The organism is Nocardia colli, assembly GCF_008704205.1.
Lineage (GTDB): Bacteria > Actinomycetota > Actinomycetes > Mycobacteriales > Mycobacteriaceae > Nocardia > Nocardia colli.
The window spans coordinates 524,360-542,545 of the sequence record NZ_VXLC01000001.1 but is presented as its reverse complement, the minus strand read 5'-3'; the positions used below and the strand labels follow the sequence as shown (position 1 = coordinate 542,545).

Genomic DNA, 18,186 nt, shown 5'->3' with positions numbered 1-18,186 from the left:
TCATGTGGATCGACAAGAGTGACATACCACCCGGCGCGGAAGCCGCAGTTCGGCGGTTTCAGAACTCTCTAGCGGATCTGGAGACTCAACGAAATCGGTTGCAGCGACTCGCCGAGGAAGATATGGAGCCTTTCGCCGGCATTACCGAAACCCAGCTCAACTCCATGGCCAGGGAACCTGGCGCGTCGCCGCAATTGGCCGCTTGCGAGGCCGCAATCGCTCGTGGTGAGTACACCTGGCGCGAGGTAGTGGAGGGAGGCAGGCCTCGGCCGCCGGAAGTCGCCCGCCTGATCGAACAAGGCATTCCGTTCAGCTTCGCAACCGCCGGTAGTCCGAGCAGTGGTGCGGTGATTCAAGATGATCGAACGGGCTATGACGACCCGTACGACGACGAAGAAGAACTCGGCCCACCGAAGAGTTGGTTGGTGTAGGTATGAAGCGGATTGTCTCAGGTGTGGGCATCTTGATGGTCGGTCTGGCACTGCCGGGTTGCGGTAAAGATGTTGTGGCGGAGCGCGGTTGGCGGGATGTCGATCCGTGTTCGCTGGTTGATGTGGCGCAGGTGGAGGCGATGTCTTACAACTCGAGTGGTGATGTGACTGCTCCGCAGCGTGTGGATCGGACCAAGACGGCGGCGGCGGATGTGGACAGCATCGGTTGCCGCTGGGGTGATTACGTGACGGTGAGTCTGATCGATCGCAACTATGGGTCGGGTTCGCCGGTGTCGCGGATGGAGCCTGGCATGTTGCCGTCTGTGCGCACGATGGATGTTGGTGGGAAGTCGGCAGTGGTTACTGAGGAAAAGGGAGGGATTTGCAATGTCTCCGTTTTCTACAGCGACGCCCGTTTGAGCGTGACCATTGCTCCGGCCACGTCCAAGCGGGCGGTTGAGCTGGACGACACTTCGACTGCCAGTTGTGATGCTCAGCAGACCTTGATCAAGTCGATTCTCGATCGAGTGAAACTGTCCTGATCAGGGGTGGCGTCAGGCGATTGCCTCCTGAAGAGCTGCCATCCAGGGCAACCAGCGGGGGTCGGGGCCGGCTACGTCTTCCCAGATCATGTTGGTGCAGGTGTAGCCGAGGGCGACGCTGGACTCGGGGTGGGCGAAGGTGAGGCGGCCGCCGGTGCCGATGTGGCCGAAGGAGCCGTCGCCGAGCATGGCGTGGGCGGGGCCGTTGATTTCGTAGCCGTTGGCGAAGCGGTGGGTGATCGGCAGGATGTCGAGGGGTGCGGGGCCGCGCAGGCCGTCGGTTTGGGGTTGGCGGGCTCGGTTCACGGTCTGCGGGGAGAGCAGGCGGACGCCGTCGACCTCGCCGATCGTTGCCGCGTACAGCCGGGCGAGGGAGCGGGCGTTGCCGATCGCGTTGCCTGCCGGAACCTCGGCCGCGTGTCCCTCGCGGGTGTTGAGCAGGGCAATCCCGTCTTCCCGGGTCTCGACGGTCGCGAGAAGCGTGCGAATCAAGGGTGCTTCGACATCGATCCCGATGTTGGCCAGTACCGACGCCACCTGCGCGGCGGTCGGCTGCTCCTTGCGGCTGAACTGCGGAACGACGCGGTGCTCCTCGGTTTCCGGCAGCCCGATCCACAGGCTCAATCCGAGCGGCCCGGCGATCTCGGCGGCGAGGAAATCGCCGACGCTCTTGCCGGTGACCCGGCGGATCAACTCGCCGGCCAAATAACCCCAAGTGATGGAGTGATAGTAGAACGCGGAGCCGGGCTGCCACAGCGGAGTCATCGCCGCGAGGGCGTCGGTGCACATCGACCAGTCGGTCAGCTTCTGGGCGCCGATCGCCGCCGCCGGGTCGAAACCGGGCAGCCCGGCGCGGTGCGCGAGCAGTTCGGCGACGGTGATGTCGGCCTTACCGCCGGCCGCGAACTCCGGCCAGTACTCGCGGACCGGGGCGGACAGCTCGAGCTGTCCCCGCTCGACCAGCATGTGCACGCAGGTCGCGGTCACCCCCTTGGACACCGACATCAGCACCGACGCCGATTCCCCGTCCCAGGCTTTCCCGGAAATCGGGTCCTGTCCGGCCCACAGATCGACGACAGCCCGGCCATGGCGATAGATACACAGCTGAGCGGCACCCTCGTCCTCGGCCTGCGCCTGCGCAAACGCGTCGCGAACCGCCTCGAACCCGCGCTCGACCGTCCCGTCCACCAACACCACAGCGCCTCCTCGGCGAATTCCGGCAGGGGCACGTCGACCGGCGAAACCCCCTCGCCGCCAGAACAATATGCGACGGTCCGGCATTCGACACGTCGAGCTGTCCGGCCTGGACCAAGGGCGCGGCTAGCGGATGTCTTGCGCGCGAGCAGGATCGCGGAACTCGGCTGCCGTTCGAGCTTGCCGTTGGCCGAAGTACAGGTAGCCGAGGAAGCAGACGATGACCCAGAGCGCACCGAGCGACCAGCCGCCGAGCACATCCGTCGACCAGTGGACCCCTAGGTAGATGCGGGAAAGCCCCACTGCGGCAACGAAGATGGCGGCAACGACGGCCGCGGCCCAACGAGTCGCCGGACGACGCAGCCGCGGGATCAGCAGGACGGCGAGGACGCTGATCACGACGATCGAACCGAGGCTGTGCCCGGACGGGTAGGCGAAATTCGTCTTGACCACGACGTGATCGACAATCGGCGGTCGCGGCCGGGCGATCAGGTTCTTACCGCCGTCCACCAGTACCCACGCGCCGAGGCCGGTCGCGGCGATCAGTGCGGCCTCTCGCCGATACCCGCGTAAGGCGAAGGCGAGGACGGCCACCGTCGCCAGGATGCTCATCGCGACGGTGCCACCGAGGTTGCTGACTATTTTCGCGAGCGGAGTCAGCGTGCCGTTGCGATGTGCGACGGCCCAGTCCGCGACCGGGGTGTCGATCGCGGTGAGCCCGTTCTTCCCGATGACGTTGCTGGTCAATCCGACGGCGAAAACGGCCAGCAGCGCGGCCGACACGGCGAGTGTGTGGACCAGATCCCAGCTCCGGCCCGGTGGCGAATTCGTGGTCACCCATCCCACGATCCCATCCCGACGCTGAGGATTGGCTGAGGACCGCGCCGCGCGCGTCAGAACATGCTGTAGCCGCCATCGATGAGCAGGGTGTCGCCGGTGTGGTACGAACTGGCCGGGCTGGCCAGGTACACCGCGACCGACTCGAAGTCGGTCGGCCGTCCCCAGCGCTTGGCGGGGATGCGCGGCTGCACCCGATCACGGAACCGGTCCCACCCGAAAATGCCGTCGGTCATGGGGGTTTCGACCCATCCGGGCAGCACCGAGTTGGCCCGGATGCCGTGCTTGCCGAGTTCGACGGCGATCGAGTTCATGATGGCGATCAGCCCGGCCTTGCTCGCCGCATAACCCTGCCCGCGCGGAACACCTTGGCGGGCAGCGAGACTGGCGGTGCCGACCAGGCTGCCACCGTCGCCCTGGGTCACCATCACCTTCGCGGCCTCGCGCAGCGTGACGAAGGCGGCGTCGAGGTTGATCGACGTGATCCGGCGGAACTCGGCGAGGTCCATCTCCAGGAACGGCGTGACACCTTGCGGCACTCCGGCATTGACGAAACACGAATCGATGCGGCCGAGTTCGCCGGCGGCCCTGGCGATGGTATCGATCACCTGCTGCTCGTCGCCGACGTCGCAGGACAGCGCGAGCACCCGCCCGCCGTAGGCGCGCAGGATGTCGGCGGCATCGGCATTGCGTTCGGGGTTGCGGCCGACGATGCACACGTCGGCGCCGGCCCGCGCGAGCCCGCGGGCGAAGCCGAGGCCGATGCCGGAATTGCCGCCGGTGACGACGGACACGTGGCCGGTCAGATCGAACAGTGAAGCCTCGGTCATGGGCTGATCCCTTCGGTCGCGGGCCCCAGCGCCCGAACGAATGCGAGAGTATCGGCCTCGCTGACTCGCCGCGCGCCGAAAACGCGCGCACCCGCGTAGCGCCTGCCGAGCGCGCACGAGCAGGCGCTACGCTGCTCGGCGTGCTGCTTTCCGATCGTGACATCCGTGCGGAGATCGCCGCTGGGCGTCTCGGCGTCGAGCCGCTCCTGGAGAGCCTGATCCAGCCGTCGAGCATCGACGTGCGGTTGGACGGGATGTTCCGGGTGTTCGACAACTCCCGCTACACCCACATCGATCCCGCGCAACGCCAGGACGAGCTGACCAGCCTGGTCGAGCCCGCCCCCGGCGAGCCGTTCGTGCTGCACCCCGGCGAGTTCGTGCTCGGCTCCACGCTCGAGGTGTGCTCGCTGCCGGACGATCTGGCCGGTCGGCTGGAGGGCAAGTCGAGTCTCGGCCGGCTCGGCCTGCTGACCCACTCGACCGCCGGTTTCATCGATCCCGGCTTCAGCGGTCACATCACGCTCGAGCTGTCGAACGTGGCCAATCTGCCGATCACCCTGTGGCCCGGCATGAAGATCGGCCAGCTGTGCCTGCTCCGGCTGACCAGCCCGGCCGAGCACCCGTACGGCAGCGCCATCGCGGGCTCGAAGTACCAGGGGCAACGCGGTCCGACGCCGTCGAAGTCGTACCTGAACTTCCCGCTGCCCGCCGAAGTGGTGGACGCCGCGGAGTCTCGGTAGCTCAAAAGTATCGCCGACTCGAACCGGGCGCCCACAGCAAGGTGAGCACCACGATCGAGAGCGCCCACCCGCCGAGCAGGGCCAGATGCGCACCGGCACTGGGAAACATCACCCACACCACGAACCGGCCGAGGAACTGGCCGCCGAGGAAGAACGTGATGAGAATCCGCGCCCAGTTCCTGCCGAGCAGGACCGGCCACACGAGCGCGGCATAGAGCGGCGCGTGGATGAGATGGAAGACGGTGCCGACGTTCCAGCTGAACGGCGAGAACACCAGGACGAGAACATGGTTGATCGCGTGAATGGCAATGCCGAGGGCGGCCACCCGCACGGTGATCGGTGCAGCGGACATCGTGGAGGTTCCTTCGCGGTCGAGGTGCGAGGAACGCTACGACGCACCGATCGCCGCGGTATTGGACGAATAGGACATGCTCAGCCGAGCAGCCGGCCCGGTGGCGCCCCGGCGAAGCGCTGGAAATCCCGGATCAGATGGGATTGGTCGTAGTAGCCGAAATCGCCCGCGAGACGGCACAGGTCGCGCTGCGGGTGCTGGGTCAACGCGGTGAGCGCGGCGGAGAAGCGCAGCAGTGAACCGTAGTCCTTCGGCGGCAGCCCGACCTGTTCGGCGAACCGTCGCCGGAAATGTCTTGCACTCCAGCCGCTTTCGGCCGCCAAGGTGGCAATCGGCAGTATTCCTCTCGACCGCCGCAATTCCCGGACCGCGTGCGTGATCGCCCGGTCCGCGTCGTCGTCGACAGATCGCGCCCGGAAATAGTCGGCCACCAGCGTGAATCGTTCACTCCAGGTGGGTGTCTCGGCGAGCCGTTCGGCCAAGCGCCGCACCGCCTGTCCGTGCAACTCCGCGAGTTCCACGGCCCCATTGCGCAATTCATCCATCGGTATCCCGAGCAACCGCCGCGCGGCCAGCGGATCGAGTTGCACCTGCACGCTGCGGATCCGCCCGGCGTGCCCGGCCGTCCCCGCCCGATCGTGCAACCCGATGACCAGCGCGGTGGGATCCAGACTGCGCCCCTCGAACGTGCCCTCCAACGCGAACACGATCTTCACCGTCCCGCCCGGAATCTTCCTGCGCCGCACCGGTTCCGGCTCCAGCACGTCGAACCCGAAGCAGCGCACCACATCCAGACCGGCGAAGGCGGCGGCCGACGCGGGAACGACCTGGTGCGCACGCACCTGGTACGTCCCACGCAGGTCGCTCAGCCGATCGCTCCCCATGGCACAACACTAAAGCGACTTCCTCGCCTTGGCTCGCTTCAGCGTGCGCCCGGGAATCGGGTCGGCACAGTGACACCGGCCCGAGTCCGCCCCGTCGACTGCCGAAAATAGGGGCGGACTCGGCCCGGTCCGGCACCGGGCGGCAACGGGAACCGATCGCGGCGCGTGATCAGTCCCCGCCACCCGCTCCCACCGCCAGCGCCGTCGTGATGATGACGGATAGCGGTGGCAGCGTGTCGCCGCGTCTCGGCGGGGATACCCAGAAGCACCCTTCCCGGGTCCACCGTCCGAGGCCGGTCGGCAACATCACGGCACTGCCGATGGCAGGAATGCCGATATCGAGACGATTGAGCACCTCCAATACCTGCGTTCCCGGCCGACTGTCCGGTTCGGCGAGAAAGCTCCACCGGATCTGCCTGGCCAGCATGGGCCCCCTGGTCCCTTGCTGATCCAGTGCGTCCCGCACCTTTTCGGCACGGGCGGTTGGCAAGTGGACGACGCAGACGCGGCTGGTGATCGGCAGCATGACGAACCCGCCACGCTCTGCCACCGGTAGCCCGAACTCATGCCGGTAGAACGCCACCCAATCGTCGACAGTCCTGAGTTTCTCCACATTCACGGCGAACTCCTTGCCTCCCGCCCTCAAGGGTCCAGGGCTCGGGCCCGATGCGGTATTGCCCGCACGCCCGCCTTCTGCTGCCCTTCCGCTGCCTCTGGGAAGCAGTGTCGTTTCGGATGACTCTGATACCAGCTCTATTTCGTATGTGGCCGTGCTCACAAACCCCTCGTACCCTGGGAAAGAGTTCGTTCGGAAGGGATGACATCGTGGTCCGGCAATGGTCAGGTAAAGAGGCCCGTGCCCTTCGCGATGCCAAGCGCATGAGCATCCGGCAGTTCGCGGCCCACCTCGGGGTACACGAACGCCTGGTGTCGAAGTGGGAGGCCGGCGGCGTCCGGGTCCATCCACGTCCGATCAATCAAGCCGCTCTCGATACCTCCCTGGCCAGGTCGGACGACGTTGTGCGGGCACGGTTTGCGGCAATGATCGATCAAACGACGGCCGACGGACCGACCCCGCCTGGAATCGATGCGCCCGCCGATGCGTCGGCGCGCGTCCAATATTCGAGCGACGCGGACCTTTTGGCTCTCATAGACGCCGGTGCGATGAGAGGCGATGCGTTAGCAGCGATTTCGGAGAGGGATCTGATCATGGCGGCTGCCCATGAGGCCAGCGAGCACGCCGGCCAGGCGGAGAGCACGAATGTGGGTGCGACAACGCTGGAACAGCTCGACGCCGATGTCACCCGCATCGCGAACGACTATGTGCACGTCCCCCCGGTGCCGATGATGGTCGAGATGCTGCGGGTGCGGCGACGGGTGTACCGACTGCTGGAGGGTCATCAGCGACCCGTCGACACCAGCCACCTGTACCTGCTGGCCGGCACCCTGTCGGGGCTATTGGCCAATGCGAGTACCGATCTCGGCTATTTCGACGCCGCCGGTGAACAGGCCAGAGCGGCGTGGGCATACGCCGAACTGTGCGGGCACAACGGATTACGGGCCTGGACCCGGGGCATGCACGCGCTGATCGAGTACAAGGCGGAGCGGCCGCGGCGCGGGGTGTTGCTCGCGCAGAGCGGTCATCAGTACGCGGAGTCGGCGACGGCGAAGGTGCGGCTGTTCAATATCGAGGCGCGGATCTGGTCGCGGCTGGGCAGCCCGTCCGACACCGACCGCTGCATCCGGGCCGCCGACGACGCGCGGGAGGTCTCGGCGACCGACACGCTGCACGACGAGGTCGGCGGGGTGTTCGGATTCAACGACGCGAAGGCGCAGTACTACGCGGGCGCGACCTATATCCATCTCGGTCAGGCCGAGCCCGCGCTGGCCGCGACCCGGCGCGCCATCGAGTTGTACGCGAGCGGGCCGTCGGAGCAGCGTTCCTACGGCGCGGAGTCGCTGGCCCGGGTCGACTGCGCGGCCGCGCACCTGATCAACGGCAGCCTCGACGGCGCCGCCGAGGCGTTGCGACCGGTGCTCGGGCTCGCGGAGGACAAGCGCATCGCGCAATTGGAGGAGCGACTGACCGGAGTGCGCCGGCGGATCGCCGGCCCGGACTTCCGGGACGCGGTCGAGGCGCGCTTCCTGGACGAGCGCATCGAGGAATTCTGCGGCGCGACCGCGGCGAAAGGGATACCGCCTGGCAACCCCGCTTCCTGAGGTCCTCATCACATCGGCCGATAAGACCGCCGACACGCTTGCGGCGTGCCAGTGAAATGCGGGCAATTGGTACCTGGCGGGGCTATATCCGGTTGCGACGGGTGGCACCATAGGACGGGTGAGCCCAAGTCATCTACCGCATCGCCCGCCGCGCGTTCTGGAGCAGTCCACGAAGCTGCAGAATGTCGTCTACGAGATTCGTGGACCGGTACACGCGCAGGCGGCACGGCTGGAGGCAGAGGGTCACCGGATCCTCAAGCTCAACATCGGCAACCCGGCCCCGTTCGGGTTCGAGGCCCCCGACGTGATCATGCGCGACATCATCGCGGCGCTCCCGTATGCCCAGGGTTACTCCGAATCCAAGGGCATCCTGTCCGCCCGGCGCGCGATCGTCACCCGCTACGAGCTGGTGCCCGGCTTCCCGGAACTCGACGTGGACAGCGTCTACCTGGGCAACGGCGTCTCCGAGCTGATCACCATCACCATGCAGGCGTTGCTCGACAATGGTGACGAGGTACTGATCCCCGCGCCGGACTATCCGCTGTGGACCGCCATGACGAGTTTGGCCGGCGGCACGCCGGTGCACTATCTGTGCGACGAGTCGAGCAACTGGCAGCCCGACATCGCCGATATCGAATCGAAGATCACCGACAAGACCAAGGCTCTTTTGGTGATCAATCCGAATAATCCGACCGGTGCCGTATATTCTGCGGAAATTCTCCAGCAACTCGCCGATATAGCGCGCAAGCATCAGCTGCTGCTGCTCGCCGACGAGATCTACGACAAGATCCTCTACGACGACGCCAAGCACATTTCGCTGGCCTCGGTGGCGCCAGATCTGTTGTGCCTCACGTTCAACGGGCTGTCCAAGGCGTACCGGGTGGCGGGGTATCGCGCGGGCTGGCTGGCCATCACCGGTCCGAAGGATCACGCGTCCGGCCTGCTGGAGGGCATCGATCTGCTCGCCTCGTCCAGGTTGTGCCCGAATGTGCCTGCGCAGCATGCGATTCAGGTCGCGCTCGGCGGGCATCAGAGCATCGAGGATCTGATCCTGCCCGGCGGTCGGCTGCTGGAGCAGCGCGACGTCGCGTGGGAGCGGCTGAACATGATTCCCGGTGTGTCGTGCGTGAAGCCGAAGGGCGCGCTCTACGCGTTCCCCAGGCTGGATCCGAATGTTCATGAGATCCATGACGATTCGAAGCTGATCCTGGATCTGCTGCTGCAGGAGAAGATCCTGATGGTGCAGGGGACCGGCTTCAACTGGCCCGATCATGATCATCTGCGGATCGTCACGCTGCCCTGGGCCAGGGACCTCGCGGTGGCCATCGAACGTTTCGGCAACTTCCTGTCGAGCTATCGGCAATAGTCCGCAGAACGGTCCTACCGTCTGAGTCGCCCCGCTTATAGCTCTTAAACCGACCGAATGTATGGATATATGCGAAGTTTGGAGACTAGCTAGCGCATTAGAAGTACTTTTGTGTACAGTAGGACTCGGCACTTTCGAGTGCCCGGCCGGGTTGCCTACCCCCCTGGGTTAACCTGGTCTCGGGTTCGGCCGCCTACCCCCCTGGGCCGCCGGCCTGTGGGCGGCGGAGACATCCCCCTGCTCTCCGCCGCCCCCTCCGAACCCTTTTCCGGCCTCCGCGCCGACTCCGGCCCGGCTTTCCGGCCGCCACCCCGCTTTTGAAAATGAAATCCTTTAAGCTCTGCTGCGGGCAGCCGACTCGGGCTGAACGGACAGGGTAGGAGCCCCGCGCAGCCATGACCGAGCATCACCATCACCACGACCACTCCGGTCCGATCGCGATCGGTGACAACGCCGCCCGCGTCGTCGTCGGGTTGCTCACCGTCATCGGCGTCATTGTGCTGGTCGCCGCGGTCCTGCTGTGGCCGAGCAAACAGCACATCGACATCCCGCTGCCGATGCAGAACGCCGGCGGCGGCGCGGTGCAGACCGAGGCGGGCACAGTGGTCCTGCAAGACATCGGCCCGTGCGGCAGCCCCTCGATCGGCAAGGTGTTCGCGGACAAGCCGACCGCGCCGCCGGTCAATGCCTACACCTGCCAGCGCAGCGTGATCGACATCGAGTCCGGGCCGCACAAGGGCAACCGGACCTTGCTCGAAATCCCGCCTGGCCCAGGACAACCCGATCTGCACGCGGGGGACAAGCTCCGGCTGGTGCGGCAGGCCGATCCGAGCGGCACCCCGATGTACTCGTTCGAAGATTATTCGCGCGGCCTGCCGTTGCTGCTGATCGTGGCGGTCTTCGTCGTGGTGATCGTGGTGGTAGCGCGCTGGCGCGGGCTGCGCGCGCTGCTCGGGCTGGTGTTCGCCTTCGCGGTGCTGGTGATGTTCCTGCTGCCGGCGTTGCTGGACGGCAAACCGGCGATTCCGGTCGCGCTGGTCTCGGGTGCGCTGATTCTCTATGCCGTGCTGTATCTGGCGCACGGGGTGAATCTGCGCACGAGTTCGGCCTTGCTCGGGACGTTGACCTCGATGATCGTCGCGGCCGGGTTGTCCTGGGTCGCGATCAAGATGACGCATCTGACCGGGTTGTCCGAAGAGCAGAACACCAACGTCGCCACCTACATCGAACACGTCAGCATCACCGGGCTGTTGCTGGCGGGGTTCATCATCGGCTCGCTCGGTGTGCTCAACGATGTCACCATCACGCAGGCGTCGGCCGCGTTCGAGCTGGCGGCGATCGACGAGTCGGCCACTCGGCGTGAGGTTTTCACCGCGGCCATGCGCGTCGGGCGGGACCACATCGCCAGCACCGTGTACACCCTGGTGCTCGCCTACGCCGGTGGTGCGCTGCCGCTGCTGATGTTGTTCAGCGTCGCGGGGCGGTCCATTCGCGATGTGCTGACGGGGGATGCGGTGGCGATCGAGATCGCTCGTTCGTCCGTGGGTGGTATCGCGCTCGCCCTGTCGGTTCCGCTGACCACGGCCATCGCGGTCGTCCTCGCGAAGCCGTTCGGCAAGCGGGAGCATGTCGAGCCCCAGCGTCGAGCCCGGCACGCGCGCAACTGATTCGGGGCGTGCGGGAACGCGCAGCTTATTGCGACGGACTCATGTGGCGGAGGGCACAGCGGGGATCGCGACTGTTCAACTGGCGTTCAGCGCGGCGGTGGGAAGGGGAACACCTCGGGCGGGATGGTCGGCACCACGATCGGCGGGAGGCCGGGCACGACAATGGTGTTCGGGCCGGGCGGGGGTGGCGGCGGCTCGGTGGTGGTCTGGCGGCGCGGCGGGGGCGCGGCGACCGATTCCGCGGCCGACTCGGTCGGTGTCGCGGGTGCGACGGCGATCTGCGGGGCGAGGCTGGTGGTGCGCGGCGCGGTGGTGGTCGGCGCCGACGGAGAGCCCTCGCTGTGCGAATCCCGTTGCAGCACCTGCGGGCCGTAGCCGAGGCCGAGCCCGATCGCGGCGACCACCGCGAGCGCGCTGACGGTCAGCACCGCACCGCTGATCTCGCGCTTGCGGCGCTTCGGCGGGGCGGACAACCAGGCGGGCGACAGTTCGGGGTCGAGCGACGTGGGCGCGGCCACGGGCTCCGGCAGCACCGGCCGGGCCAGCAGCGCGGCGCCGCGGGCGACGACCGTCTCCGGGCTCTCCGGCACGATCACCGGAACGCCCATCCACCGTTCGAGAACCCTGGCCACCAGCGGAATCCGGGCGCAGCCGCCGATCGCGAGCACCCCGTGCACCGGCCGATCGGAGCGGGTGATCACATCGCGCGCCATCCGCGCCGACGACTCGATCGCCAGCATGATCAGCGACTCGAAGTTCTCCTGCGCCAGCAACACCAGGCCCTGCTCGCTGGGCAGCGCGACCGCGGTGTTCGAGGAGAGTTGCTCCTTGGCCTCGCGGCACAGCCCGTCCAGCACGGCCAGGCCGGCCGCGTCCGGCGGATGCGCGATCCGGCCGGAGGCGATCTGCTGTTCGCGGATCAGCGAGTCCAGGTAGTCGCCGCTGATATCGCTGGTGCGCTCGCTGTGGCGCACCTCGCGGGTCTGGGTGTCGACCACGCTCACGGTGAGCCCGGAGCTGCCGAGGTCGTACACGACGAGCGAGGAGATGCCCCGGATATCGCCGGTGGACTGGGCGAATTCGAGCGCGGCGACGACCTCGGGGACGAGCTCGTAATTGGTCAGCTGCTGGCGCGCCATGGCCGCGCGGACCGCGCGCGCGTGCTGCTCGCTGCGGTAGGCGATGGCGGTCGCGGTGATGCCCGGGGTGGTCTCCAGCGTGACGCCGATCGCCTCGGCGGCCAGTTCCTCCACGGTCTGCTCGCCCACCGGAATGGTCTGCAGATCGAACGAATGCGCCTCGACGTGCCCGTGGGGGTTCGCGGTGTGTGGTCGCGCCATACGGACAGCGCCGGCCCCCACCGAAACTCCCAGTACCGAACTCATCAGCTGCCCATCTCGTTCACACTTCACGACATGCGAGCCAGCGCGAAGGCCCGCTCCCCGGACCATACCGTCGACGAGCGTCTGTGCATACGGCAGGACTATTCGTCCGGACGTAGACCCCGCCTTCGCGACGCAACTCTACGGCGTACCGAGTCCCGCGTACACCCATCCCGCCGCTCGCCAGTTGGCACGATTGAGACAATTCCGTCCGTCGATGATCGACTTTGCCCGAACTACCCGATTCAAATCCTCCGGCCGCAGTGCGGTGAACTCGTCCCATTCGGTGAGTACCAACACAACGTCGGCTCGCTCACACGCCTCCGCGACCGAGGTCGCGTAGTTCAGCGTCGGGAACACCCGGCGTGAATTCTCCAGCGCCTTAGGGTCATACACCGTCACTACCGCGCCGTGCAACTGGATCATGCCGGCCACATTCAGTGCGGGCGAATCGCGAACATCGTCGGATTCCGGTTTGAACGCCGCGCCGAGCACCGCGACATTCGCGCCAAGCAGTGAACCGCCGCAGGCGCGCGCGGCCATGTCCACCACCTTGGTGCGGCGGCGCATGTTGATGTTGTCGACCTCGCGCAGGAATGCCACCGCGTGATCGGCGCCGAGTTCACCGGAGCGGGCCATGAACGCCCGAATATCCTTCGGCAGGCAACCGCCGCCGAAACCCAGTCCGGCATTGAGGAATCGGCGGCCGATGCGGGCGTCATAGCCGAGTGCGTCGGCGAGCATCGTCACGTCGGCGCCGGTTGCCTCGCAGACTTCCGATACCGCGTTGATAAATGAAATCTTGGTTGCCAGAAAGGCATTCGCCGAGACTTTCACCAATTCGGCTGTGGCCAAATCAGTTAGGAGGAACGGCACCTCGTCCGCGATCAGGTCCGCGTAGACCTCGCGCACCATCTCCTCGACCCAGCCCGCGGCGGCGCGTTCCCGATCCACGCCCAGCACAAGACGATCCGGGCGCAGGGTGTCCTTCACCGCGAAACCCTCGCGCAGGAACTCGGGGTTCCAGGCGACCTCGACGTCCGTCGACGTCAGCTGCCGGGCGCGGACGCCGAGGGCGGCGGCCGTGCCCACCGGCACCGTCGATTTGCCGATGATCACCGACGGCCGCTCCAGCATCGGCGCGAGCGTGTCCACCACGGCGTGCACGTATTTCAGGTCTGCGGCGTACTCGCCCTTCTTCTGCGGCGTGCCTACCCCGAGGAAATGCACGTCGGCGTGGGCCGCTGCCTCGGCATAGGAGGTGGTGAATCGCAGCCTGCCGGTGTCGAGATTGCGCCGCAGCACATCCTCGAGCCCGGGTTCGTAGAACGGCACCACGCCATCGGACAGCTTCGCGACCTTGCCCGGGTCGACATCCACCCCGATGACGTCATGCCCGAGCTCGGCCATGCACGCCGCGTGCGTGGCCCCGAGGTACCCGGTTCCGAAGACTGTGCATCGCATGATCGATTGATAAGCCCTGCCGGTGGCCACCCCGCGTCACCGAGGCAAGGGTCACGGCAACGGTAGGTGTACATGTGGCGACATATATCGGGCCGGATGCCCTGACCTGCGCTGATCCCGCTAGCATCGATCGGATGCGACGTCGCCGATGGGGTTGGGCCGGGTTCGTCCTGGCCCTTGTGGTGTCCGTCGCGGTGACCGCGTTGTGGCCCGTTTACGTCCGTCCGCGCACCGACACTCCGGTCGCCGCCGACGCCATACTCGTGCTCGGTGGGGCGCACGACGGGCGCGAGCGGTTGGCCCTTCGGCTGGCCCACGATGGCCTCGCCCCGCGCGTCCTGGTCTCCAACCCCTACGAGCACAGCGCGCTGATCAATCGAATCTGCCACGGTGGCTACAGCTTCGAGGTGGTGTGTTTCGATCCGTCGCCGCGCACCACCCGAGGTGAGGGGCGCGAACTCGCCCGCATGGCGGAGGCCGGCGGCTGGCACCGGGTCATCGTCGTCACCTTCACCCCGCACATCTCCCGGGCGCGCTACATCCTCGGAAAGTGTTGGGATGGAGAGCTTCTCTTCGTCGATCCGAAGCCGCGACTGTCCGTTGCGCGCTGGGCCTACGACTACTTCTATCAATCCACCGGTTACATCAAGGCCGCGTTCGAGAGTTGTTAGCGGCTCACATCAGGGGTGTGCCGTTCTGTTTGAGGATGCGGATACCGCCGGGCTCGATCGCCAGCAGGGTCGGGACCAGATCCTCTTCGAGGTGATCGGCCGCGAACACCATCCGCTCGAGATCGCCCAGCCAGCTCGAGTCCGCGCGCACCACATGCAACTTGTCATGGCAGGAGATTCCGGCCACGAAGCGATCCCCGCCCAGAAGGTCGACCAGCTGTTCGTGGAAGTCCGGCGCGGCGATCGCGGCAGCGGGCATGAAGGTCGGGGTCTGCCCTTCGAAGGAGAGCAGCAGCCGCTCGGTCCCGTCCTCGGACTCGGCGACCCCGATCCGCATGCCGTCGAACAGGTTCGAGAACGCCTCCGTCAGCACCTCGTCGAAATCGACCTCGCCGCTGTCGACCTGATGGCGCATCACCCAGCTCATGCCCAATGTCCCGCGCGGGGTCGGCGCGACCCGCGCCGCCAGCAGGTACAACTGGTTCGGGATCAGCTCCCGCGACGCAGACAGCGGCGGCGGCAACTGGACCATCCGCAGCAGTGGAAGCAGCACCGGCGCATCGGTTTCCGGGTCACTGTGCGCCGAAGCGAAGGTCGCGTGCAGATCCTGCGCGGCCACATCGCGCTGCGCCACCACCGCCGCGGCCCGCTCGAACGCCGCCGGCCACCCGTCGGGCTCCGGCCGCTCGAACGTGAACGTCACCGAGGCGAGGTTCGGGAAATTTCGCGTCATGAACTCCCGATCCGCCGCCGCCGGCTCCCACTCCGCATGGATCGCCAGCACGTGCTCCGCAGGCACCCGCCGCCGCCGAAACACCTGCCCCCAAGCTTGCCGCACCCCATCCTCGAGCGTCGCCGGAACCTCGGCGACCGCCGCCTCCGCCACCCCCTCCAGCACGAACCCCACCACACTCATCTCGACGCCGTCGGCACCCATCGTTTCCCTCTCAGTCCAGAACCGACCCAATCTAGACCCCTCGAACCCCCACCGCCACAGCGAAATTCGACAGCCGACCGGCGCGTCGTACCAGGTTTCAGGTGGTGTGCAGAATAGGTCTCTTATGCGACCATTTGTGTAAATCGTCGCAGCTAGACGGGTCTGCAGGTCAGCGATATGGGCTAGGGGCGGGTCAGGGTTGCGTAGCGGGTGAGGTGGTGGTCGGCGGAGCCGAATTCGTGTTCGATGGCGGTTAGGCGCTTGAAGTAGTGGCCGATGGATAGTTCTTCGGTCATGCCCATGGCGCCGTGTAGTTGGACGGCGTTCTGGCCGAGGAAGCGGGCGGCTCGGGTGATGGTGACCTTTGCGGCGGAGACGGCGCGGGTGCGGGTCGGGGGGTCGGCTTCGAGGGAGTGGATCGCCAGGTAGACGGCGGCGATGGCCTGTTCCAGTTCCATGTACATGTCGACCATGCGGTGTTGCAGGACTTGGAAGCTGCCGATGGGCTGGCCGAATTGCTTGCGCTGCTTGACGTATTCGAGGGTGTCGGCGAGAACCTTGCGCATGCAGCCGACGGCTTCGGCGGCGATGGCCGCGATGGCTTCGTCGATGGTCGGTTCGATGGCGACCCAACCGGTGCCCTCGACGCCGAGCAATGTGTTCGCGGGCAGGTGGAAGCCGGTGAAGACGAGGTCGGCGGCGACGCGGTCGTCGATGGTCCGGTAGGCGTGCACCTCGACGCCGGCAGGTGGGTTGTCCGCGTCGAAGTCGGTGCAGAACAACGAGATACCGTGCTCGTCGCGCCGACTGCCGGAGGTGCGGGCGGTGATCAGCAGGTGAGTCGCCAGCGGCGCACTGGTCACGACGGTCTTCGTGCCGTCGATGATCCACGAATCACCTTCGCGCCGTGCCGTTGTCGATACGTCGTGCAGAGTCTGGCCCGAAGTCGGTTCCAGCGCGGCGAAAGCGGTGCGCACCTCACCGGACACGATCTGGCGCAGCAGCGCGTCGGCGCGCTCACCACCGGACCGGTTGAGCAATCCGGCGCCGACGACGACCGTGTCCACGAACGGCTCGACCACGAGTGCTCGCCCGAGTTCCTCGGCGATCACCATCAATTCGACCGGGCCACCGCCCATCCCGTCCACCCGTTCGGGCAGGATCGCGCCCAGAATGCCGAGCTCGTCGGCGAATCCGCGCCATACGGCGGGCTGCCAACCGGCGCCGATCTTGGCCGCGGTGCGACTCTTCGCCAATTCGTAGCGGGCGCCGAGGAATCCGGCGATCGCGGTGCGGAGCAGTTCCTGCTCGTCGGTAAGGGTGAAGTCCATCAGAGCCCCAATGCTGCTTTGGCGAGGATGTTTCGCTGAATCTCGTTGCTGCCCGCGTAGATCGAGCCCGCCCGGTCGTTGAAGTAGCGCAGCGGCGCGACGGCCTGCCACGGCGCACCACTGCGGTAGTCGTCGGCCGGCGGGGTGAACTCCGCGATCGGCCCACCCGGTTTCGTGGCATGCGGTTGATACACGCGTCCGCGCGGACCGGCAGCGGCCAAAGCGAGTTCGGTCAGTTTCTGGCTGAGTTCGGTCGCCAGGATCTTCAACATCGAGGAAGCGGGTCCCGGGTTGTGTCCCCGCGACATCGCCGAAATCGTGCGGTACTCCAGGATTTCGAGCACCTCGGTGCGAATCCGCGCCTCCGCCAGCCGTGCCGCGAACGCCGGATCGTCGATCAGCGAATTACCGTCCGGTCCAGGCTGTTTCGCCGCCTCGACGGCGATCTCCTGCGCCATCGCCTGGAGGAACGGCGCCATCGCGCCGCCGCGCTCGTGCACGAGCAGGTACTTCGCGACCGTCCACCCCTCGTCGATCTGCCCGAGCACGTTACTCTTCGGCACCCGGACGTTGTCGAAGAAGACCTGGTTCTGCACCTGCTCGCCCGAGGTCATCACCAGCGGCCGAATCTCGATGCCCGGCGTGTTCATGTCGATCAGCAGGAACGTGATGCCCTGCTGCTTCTTTCCCGTCCGCGACGTGCGCACCAGGCAGAAGATCCAATTCGCTTCCGTGGCATGGGTTGTCCAGATCTTGCTGCCGGTGCACACGAGGTCGTCGCCGTCCTCGACGGCGGCCATCGTCAGCGACGCCAGATCCGACCCGGCCTCCGGCTCCGAATATCCCTGGCAGAAAAAGACTTCCCCGGTCAGGATCCGCGGCAGATAGAAGGCCTTCTGCTCCGCCGTCCCGTACGCGATGATCGCGTGCGCCACCATCTTGATCCCCATCGGTGACAGCGCGGGCGCTCCCGCCAACGTCGACTCCCGATTGAAGATGTAGTGCTGGGTCAAACTCCAATCGCACCCGCCGAACTCCACCGGCCAGGCCGGCGCCGCCCACCCCCGTTCGTGCAGAATCCCCTGCCACGCCATGCTCGCCTCGTGGTCCGGATACACACTCGTGGCCAGCCGTCCCGCCTGCCGCAACTCCGGCGTCAGCTTGGCCTCGAGAAACTCCCGCACCTCATCCCGGAACGCCGAATCCAGCGCTGACCAGTCGTAATCCATCTGCCCTCCCGGAGGGTGCGCACCATTGCATCGCGTCCGGCAGGCGGCCGAAGCGAGACAGAACCAAGTCGTGTCTCTCGCACTGTATCAAAACTGATGTCAGGTGCCA

At 66.6% G+C, this 18,186-nt stretch carries 18 protein-coding genes; 7 read left to right on the top strand and 11 right to left on the bottom strand.

What is annotated here, in order from left to right; genetic code table 11:
* Positions 1–2 precede the first annotated feature (2 nt).
* Positions 3–431 (top strand): hypothetical protein, encoded by a 429-nt coding sequence (locus F3087_RS02640; protein ID WP_150400139.1) that lies wholly within the window; start codon positions 3–5, stop codon positions 429–431.
* A 2-nt stretch (positions 432–433) separates the two neighbouring features.
* Positions 434–973, top strand: a complete 540-nt coding sequence (locus F3087_RS02635; protein WP_150400138.1) for a hypothetical protein — start codon at positions 434–436, stop codon at positions 971–973.
* A gap of 12 nt (positions 974–985) precedes the next feature.
* Here the strand turns inward: F3087_RS02635 and F3087_RS02630 are convergent, their stop codons facing one another.
* From F3087_RS02630 to F3087_RS02620, 3 genes are all read right to left on the bottom strand, one after another.
* Positions 986–2,170, bottom strand: a complete 1,185-nt coding sequence (locus tag F3087_RS02630) for a serine hydrolase domain-containing protein (protein ID WP_223884782.1) — start codon at positions 2,168–2,170, stop codon at positions 986–988.
* 123 nt (positions 2,171–2,293) lie between these two features.
* Positions 2,294–3,004 carry a phosphatase PAP2 family protein gene (locus F3087_RS02625; protein WP_150400137.1) on the bottom strand — a complete coding sequence of 237 codons (711 nt, stop codon included), beginning with the start codon at positions 3,002–3,004 and terminating at the stop codon, positions 2,294–2,296.
* 56 nt (positions 3,005–3,060) lie between these two features.
* Entirely contained in the window at positions 3,061–3,834 is a 774-nt protein-coding gene (locus F3087_RS02620) for an SDR family NAD(P)-dependent oxidoreductase (RefSeq protein WP_150400136.1), read from the bottom strand.
* Positions 3,835–3,974: 140 nt separating this feature from the next.
* Between F3087_RS02620 and dcd the strand changes: the two genes are divergently transcribed.
* Positions 3,975–4,574 carry a dCTP deaminase gene (gene dcd / locus F3087_RS02615; protein WP_150400135.1) on the top strand — a complete coding sequence of 200 codons (600 nt, stop codon included), beginning with the start codon at positions 3,975–3,977 and terminating at the stop codon, positions 4,572–4,574.
* 1 nt (position 4,575) lies between these two features.
* On the opposite strand, the gene F3087_RS02610 is transcribed toward dcd, so the two are convergent.
* The 3 genes from F3087_RS02610 to F3087_RS02600 form a co-directional block, all read right to left on the bottom strand.
* Positions 4,576–4,926: a hypothetical protein gene (locus tag F3087_RS02610; RefSeq protein WP_150400134.1), complete on the bottom strand. Its 351-nt coding sequence runs from the start codon at positions 4,924–4,926 to the stop codon at positions 4,576–4,578.
* 80 nt (positions 4,927–5,006) lie between these two features.
* On the bottom strand, positions 5,007–5,810 hold the full coding sequence (locus tag F3087_RS02605; protein ID WP_150400133.1) for an AraC family transcriptional regulator: 804 nt from the start codon (positions 5,808–5,810) through the stop codon (positions 5,007–5,009).
* A 169-nt stretch (positions 5,811–5,979) separates the two neighbouring features.
* Positions 5,980–6,429, bottom strand: a complete 450-nt coding sequence (locus F3087_RS02600; protein ID WP_150400132.1) for a hypothetical protein — start codon at positions 6,427–6,429, stop codon at positions 5,980–5,982.
* 590 nt (positions 6,430–7,019) lie between these two features.
* Between F3087_RS02600 and F3087_RS02595 the strand changes: the two genes are divergently transcribed.
* The 3 genes from F3087_RS02595 (at position 7,020) to F3087_RS02585 (ending at position 11,063) form a co-directional block, all read left to right on the top strand.
* Positions 7,020–8,030, top strand: a complete 1,011-nt coding sequence (locus F3087_RS02595; RefSeq protein ID WP_223884781.1) for an XRE family transcriptional regulator — start codon at positions 7,020–7,022, stop codon at positions 8,028–8,030.
* 109 nt (positions 8,031–8,139) lie between these two features.
* Positions 8,140–9,396, top strand: coding sequence for a pyridoxal phosphate-dependent aminotransferase (locus F3087_RS02590; RefSeq protein WP_150400130.1), 1,257 nt, complete (start codon positions 8,140–8,142; stop codon positions 9,394–9,396).
* Positions 9,397–9,791: 395 nt separating this feature from the next.
* Entirely contained in the window at positions 9,792–11,063 is a 1,272-nt protein-coding gene (locus tag F3087_RS02585; RefSeq protein WP_150400129.1) for a YibE/F family protein, read from the top strand.
* A gap of 86 nt (positions 11,064–11,149) precedes the next feature.
* Here the strand turns inward: F3087_RS02585 and F3087_RS02580 are convergent, their stop codons facing one another.
* Positions 11,150–12,448 (bottom strand): Hsp70 family protein, encoded by a 1,299-nt coding sequence (locus F3087_RS02580; RefSeq protein ID WP_223884780.1) that lies wholly within the window; start codon positions 12,446–12,448, stop codon positions 11,150–11,152.
* A 138-nt stretch (positions 12,449–12,586) separates the two neighbouring features.
* Positions 12,587–13,909, bottom strand: coding sequence for a UDP-glucose dehydrogenase family protein (locus F3087_RS02575; RefSeq protein ID WP_150400128.1), 1,323 nt, complete (start codon positions 13,907–13,909; stop codon positions 12,587–12,589).
* Between the two features lie 134 nt (positions 13,910–14,043).
* Between F3087_RS02575 and F3087_RS02570 the strand changes: the two genes are divergently transcribed.
* Complete coding sequence (locus tag F3087_RS02570; RefSeq protein ID WP_150400127.1) at positions 14,044–14,580, top strand: YdcF family protein; 537 nt, start codon at positions 14,044–14,046, stop codon at positions 14,578–14,580.
* A gap of 4 nt (positions 14,581–14,584) precedes the next feature.
* On the opposite strand, the gene F3087_RS02565 is transcribed toward F3087_RS02570, so the two are convergent.
* From F3087_RS02565 to F3087_RS02555, 3 genes are all read right to left on the bottom strand, one after another.
* Positions 14,585–15,517 carry a hypothetical protein gene (locus F3087_RS02565; protein ID WP_150400126.1) on the bottom strand — a complete coding sequence of 311 codons (933 nt, stop codon included), beginning with the start codon at positions 15,515–15,517 and terminating at the stop codon, positions 14,585–14,587.
* 182 nt (positions 15,518–15,699) lie between these two features.
* Positions 15,700–16,848, bottom strand: a complete 1,149-nt coding sequence (locus F3087_RS02560) for an acyl-CoA dehydrogenase family protein (RefSeq protein WP_150400125.1) — start codon at positions 16,846–16,848, stop codon at positions 15,700–15,702.
* Positions 16,848–18,077, bottom strand: coding sequence for an acyl-CoA dehydrogenase family protein (locus F3087_RS02555; RefSeq protein WP_150400124.1), 1,230 nt, complete (start codon positions 18,075–18,077; stop codon positions 16,848–16,850). The genes F3087_RS02560 and F3087_RS02555 overlap by 1 nt, the downstream gene beginning before the upstream one ends.
* Between the last annotated feature and the right edge of the window lie 109 nt (positions 18,078–18,186).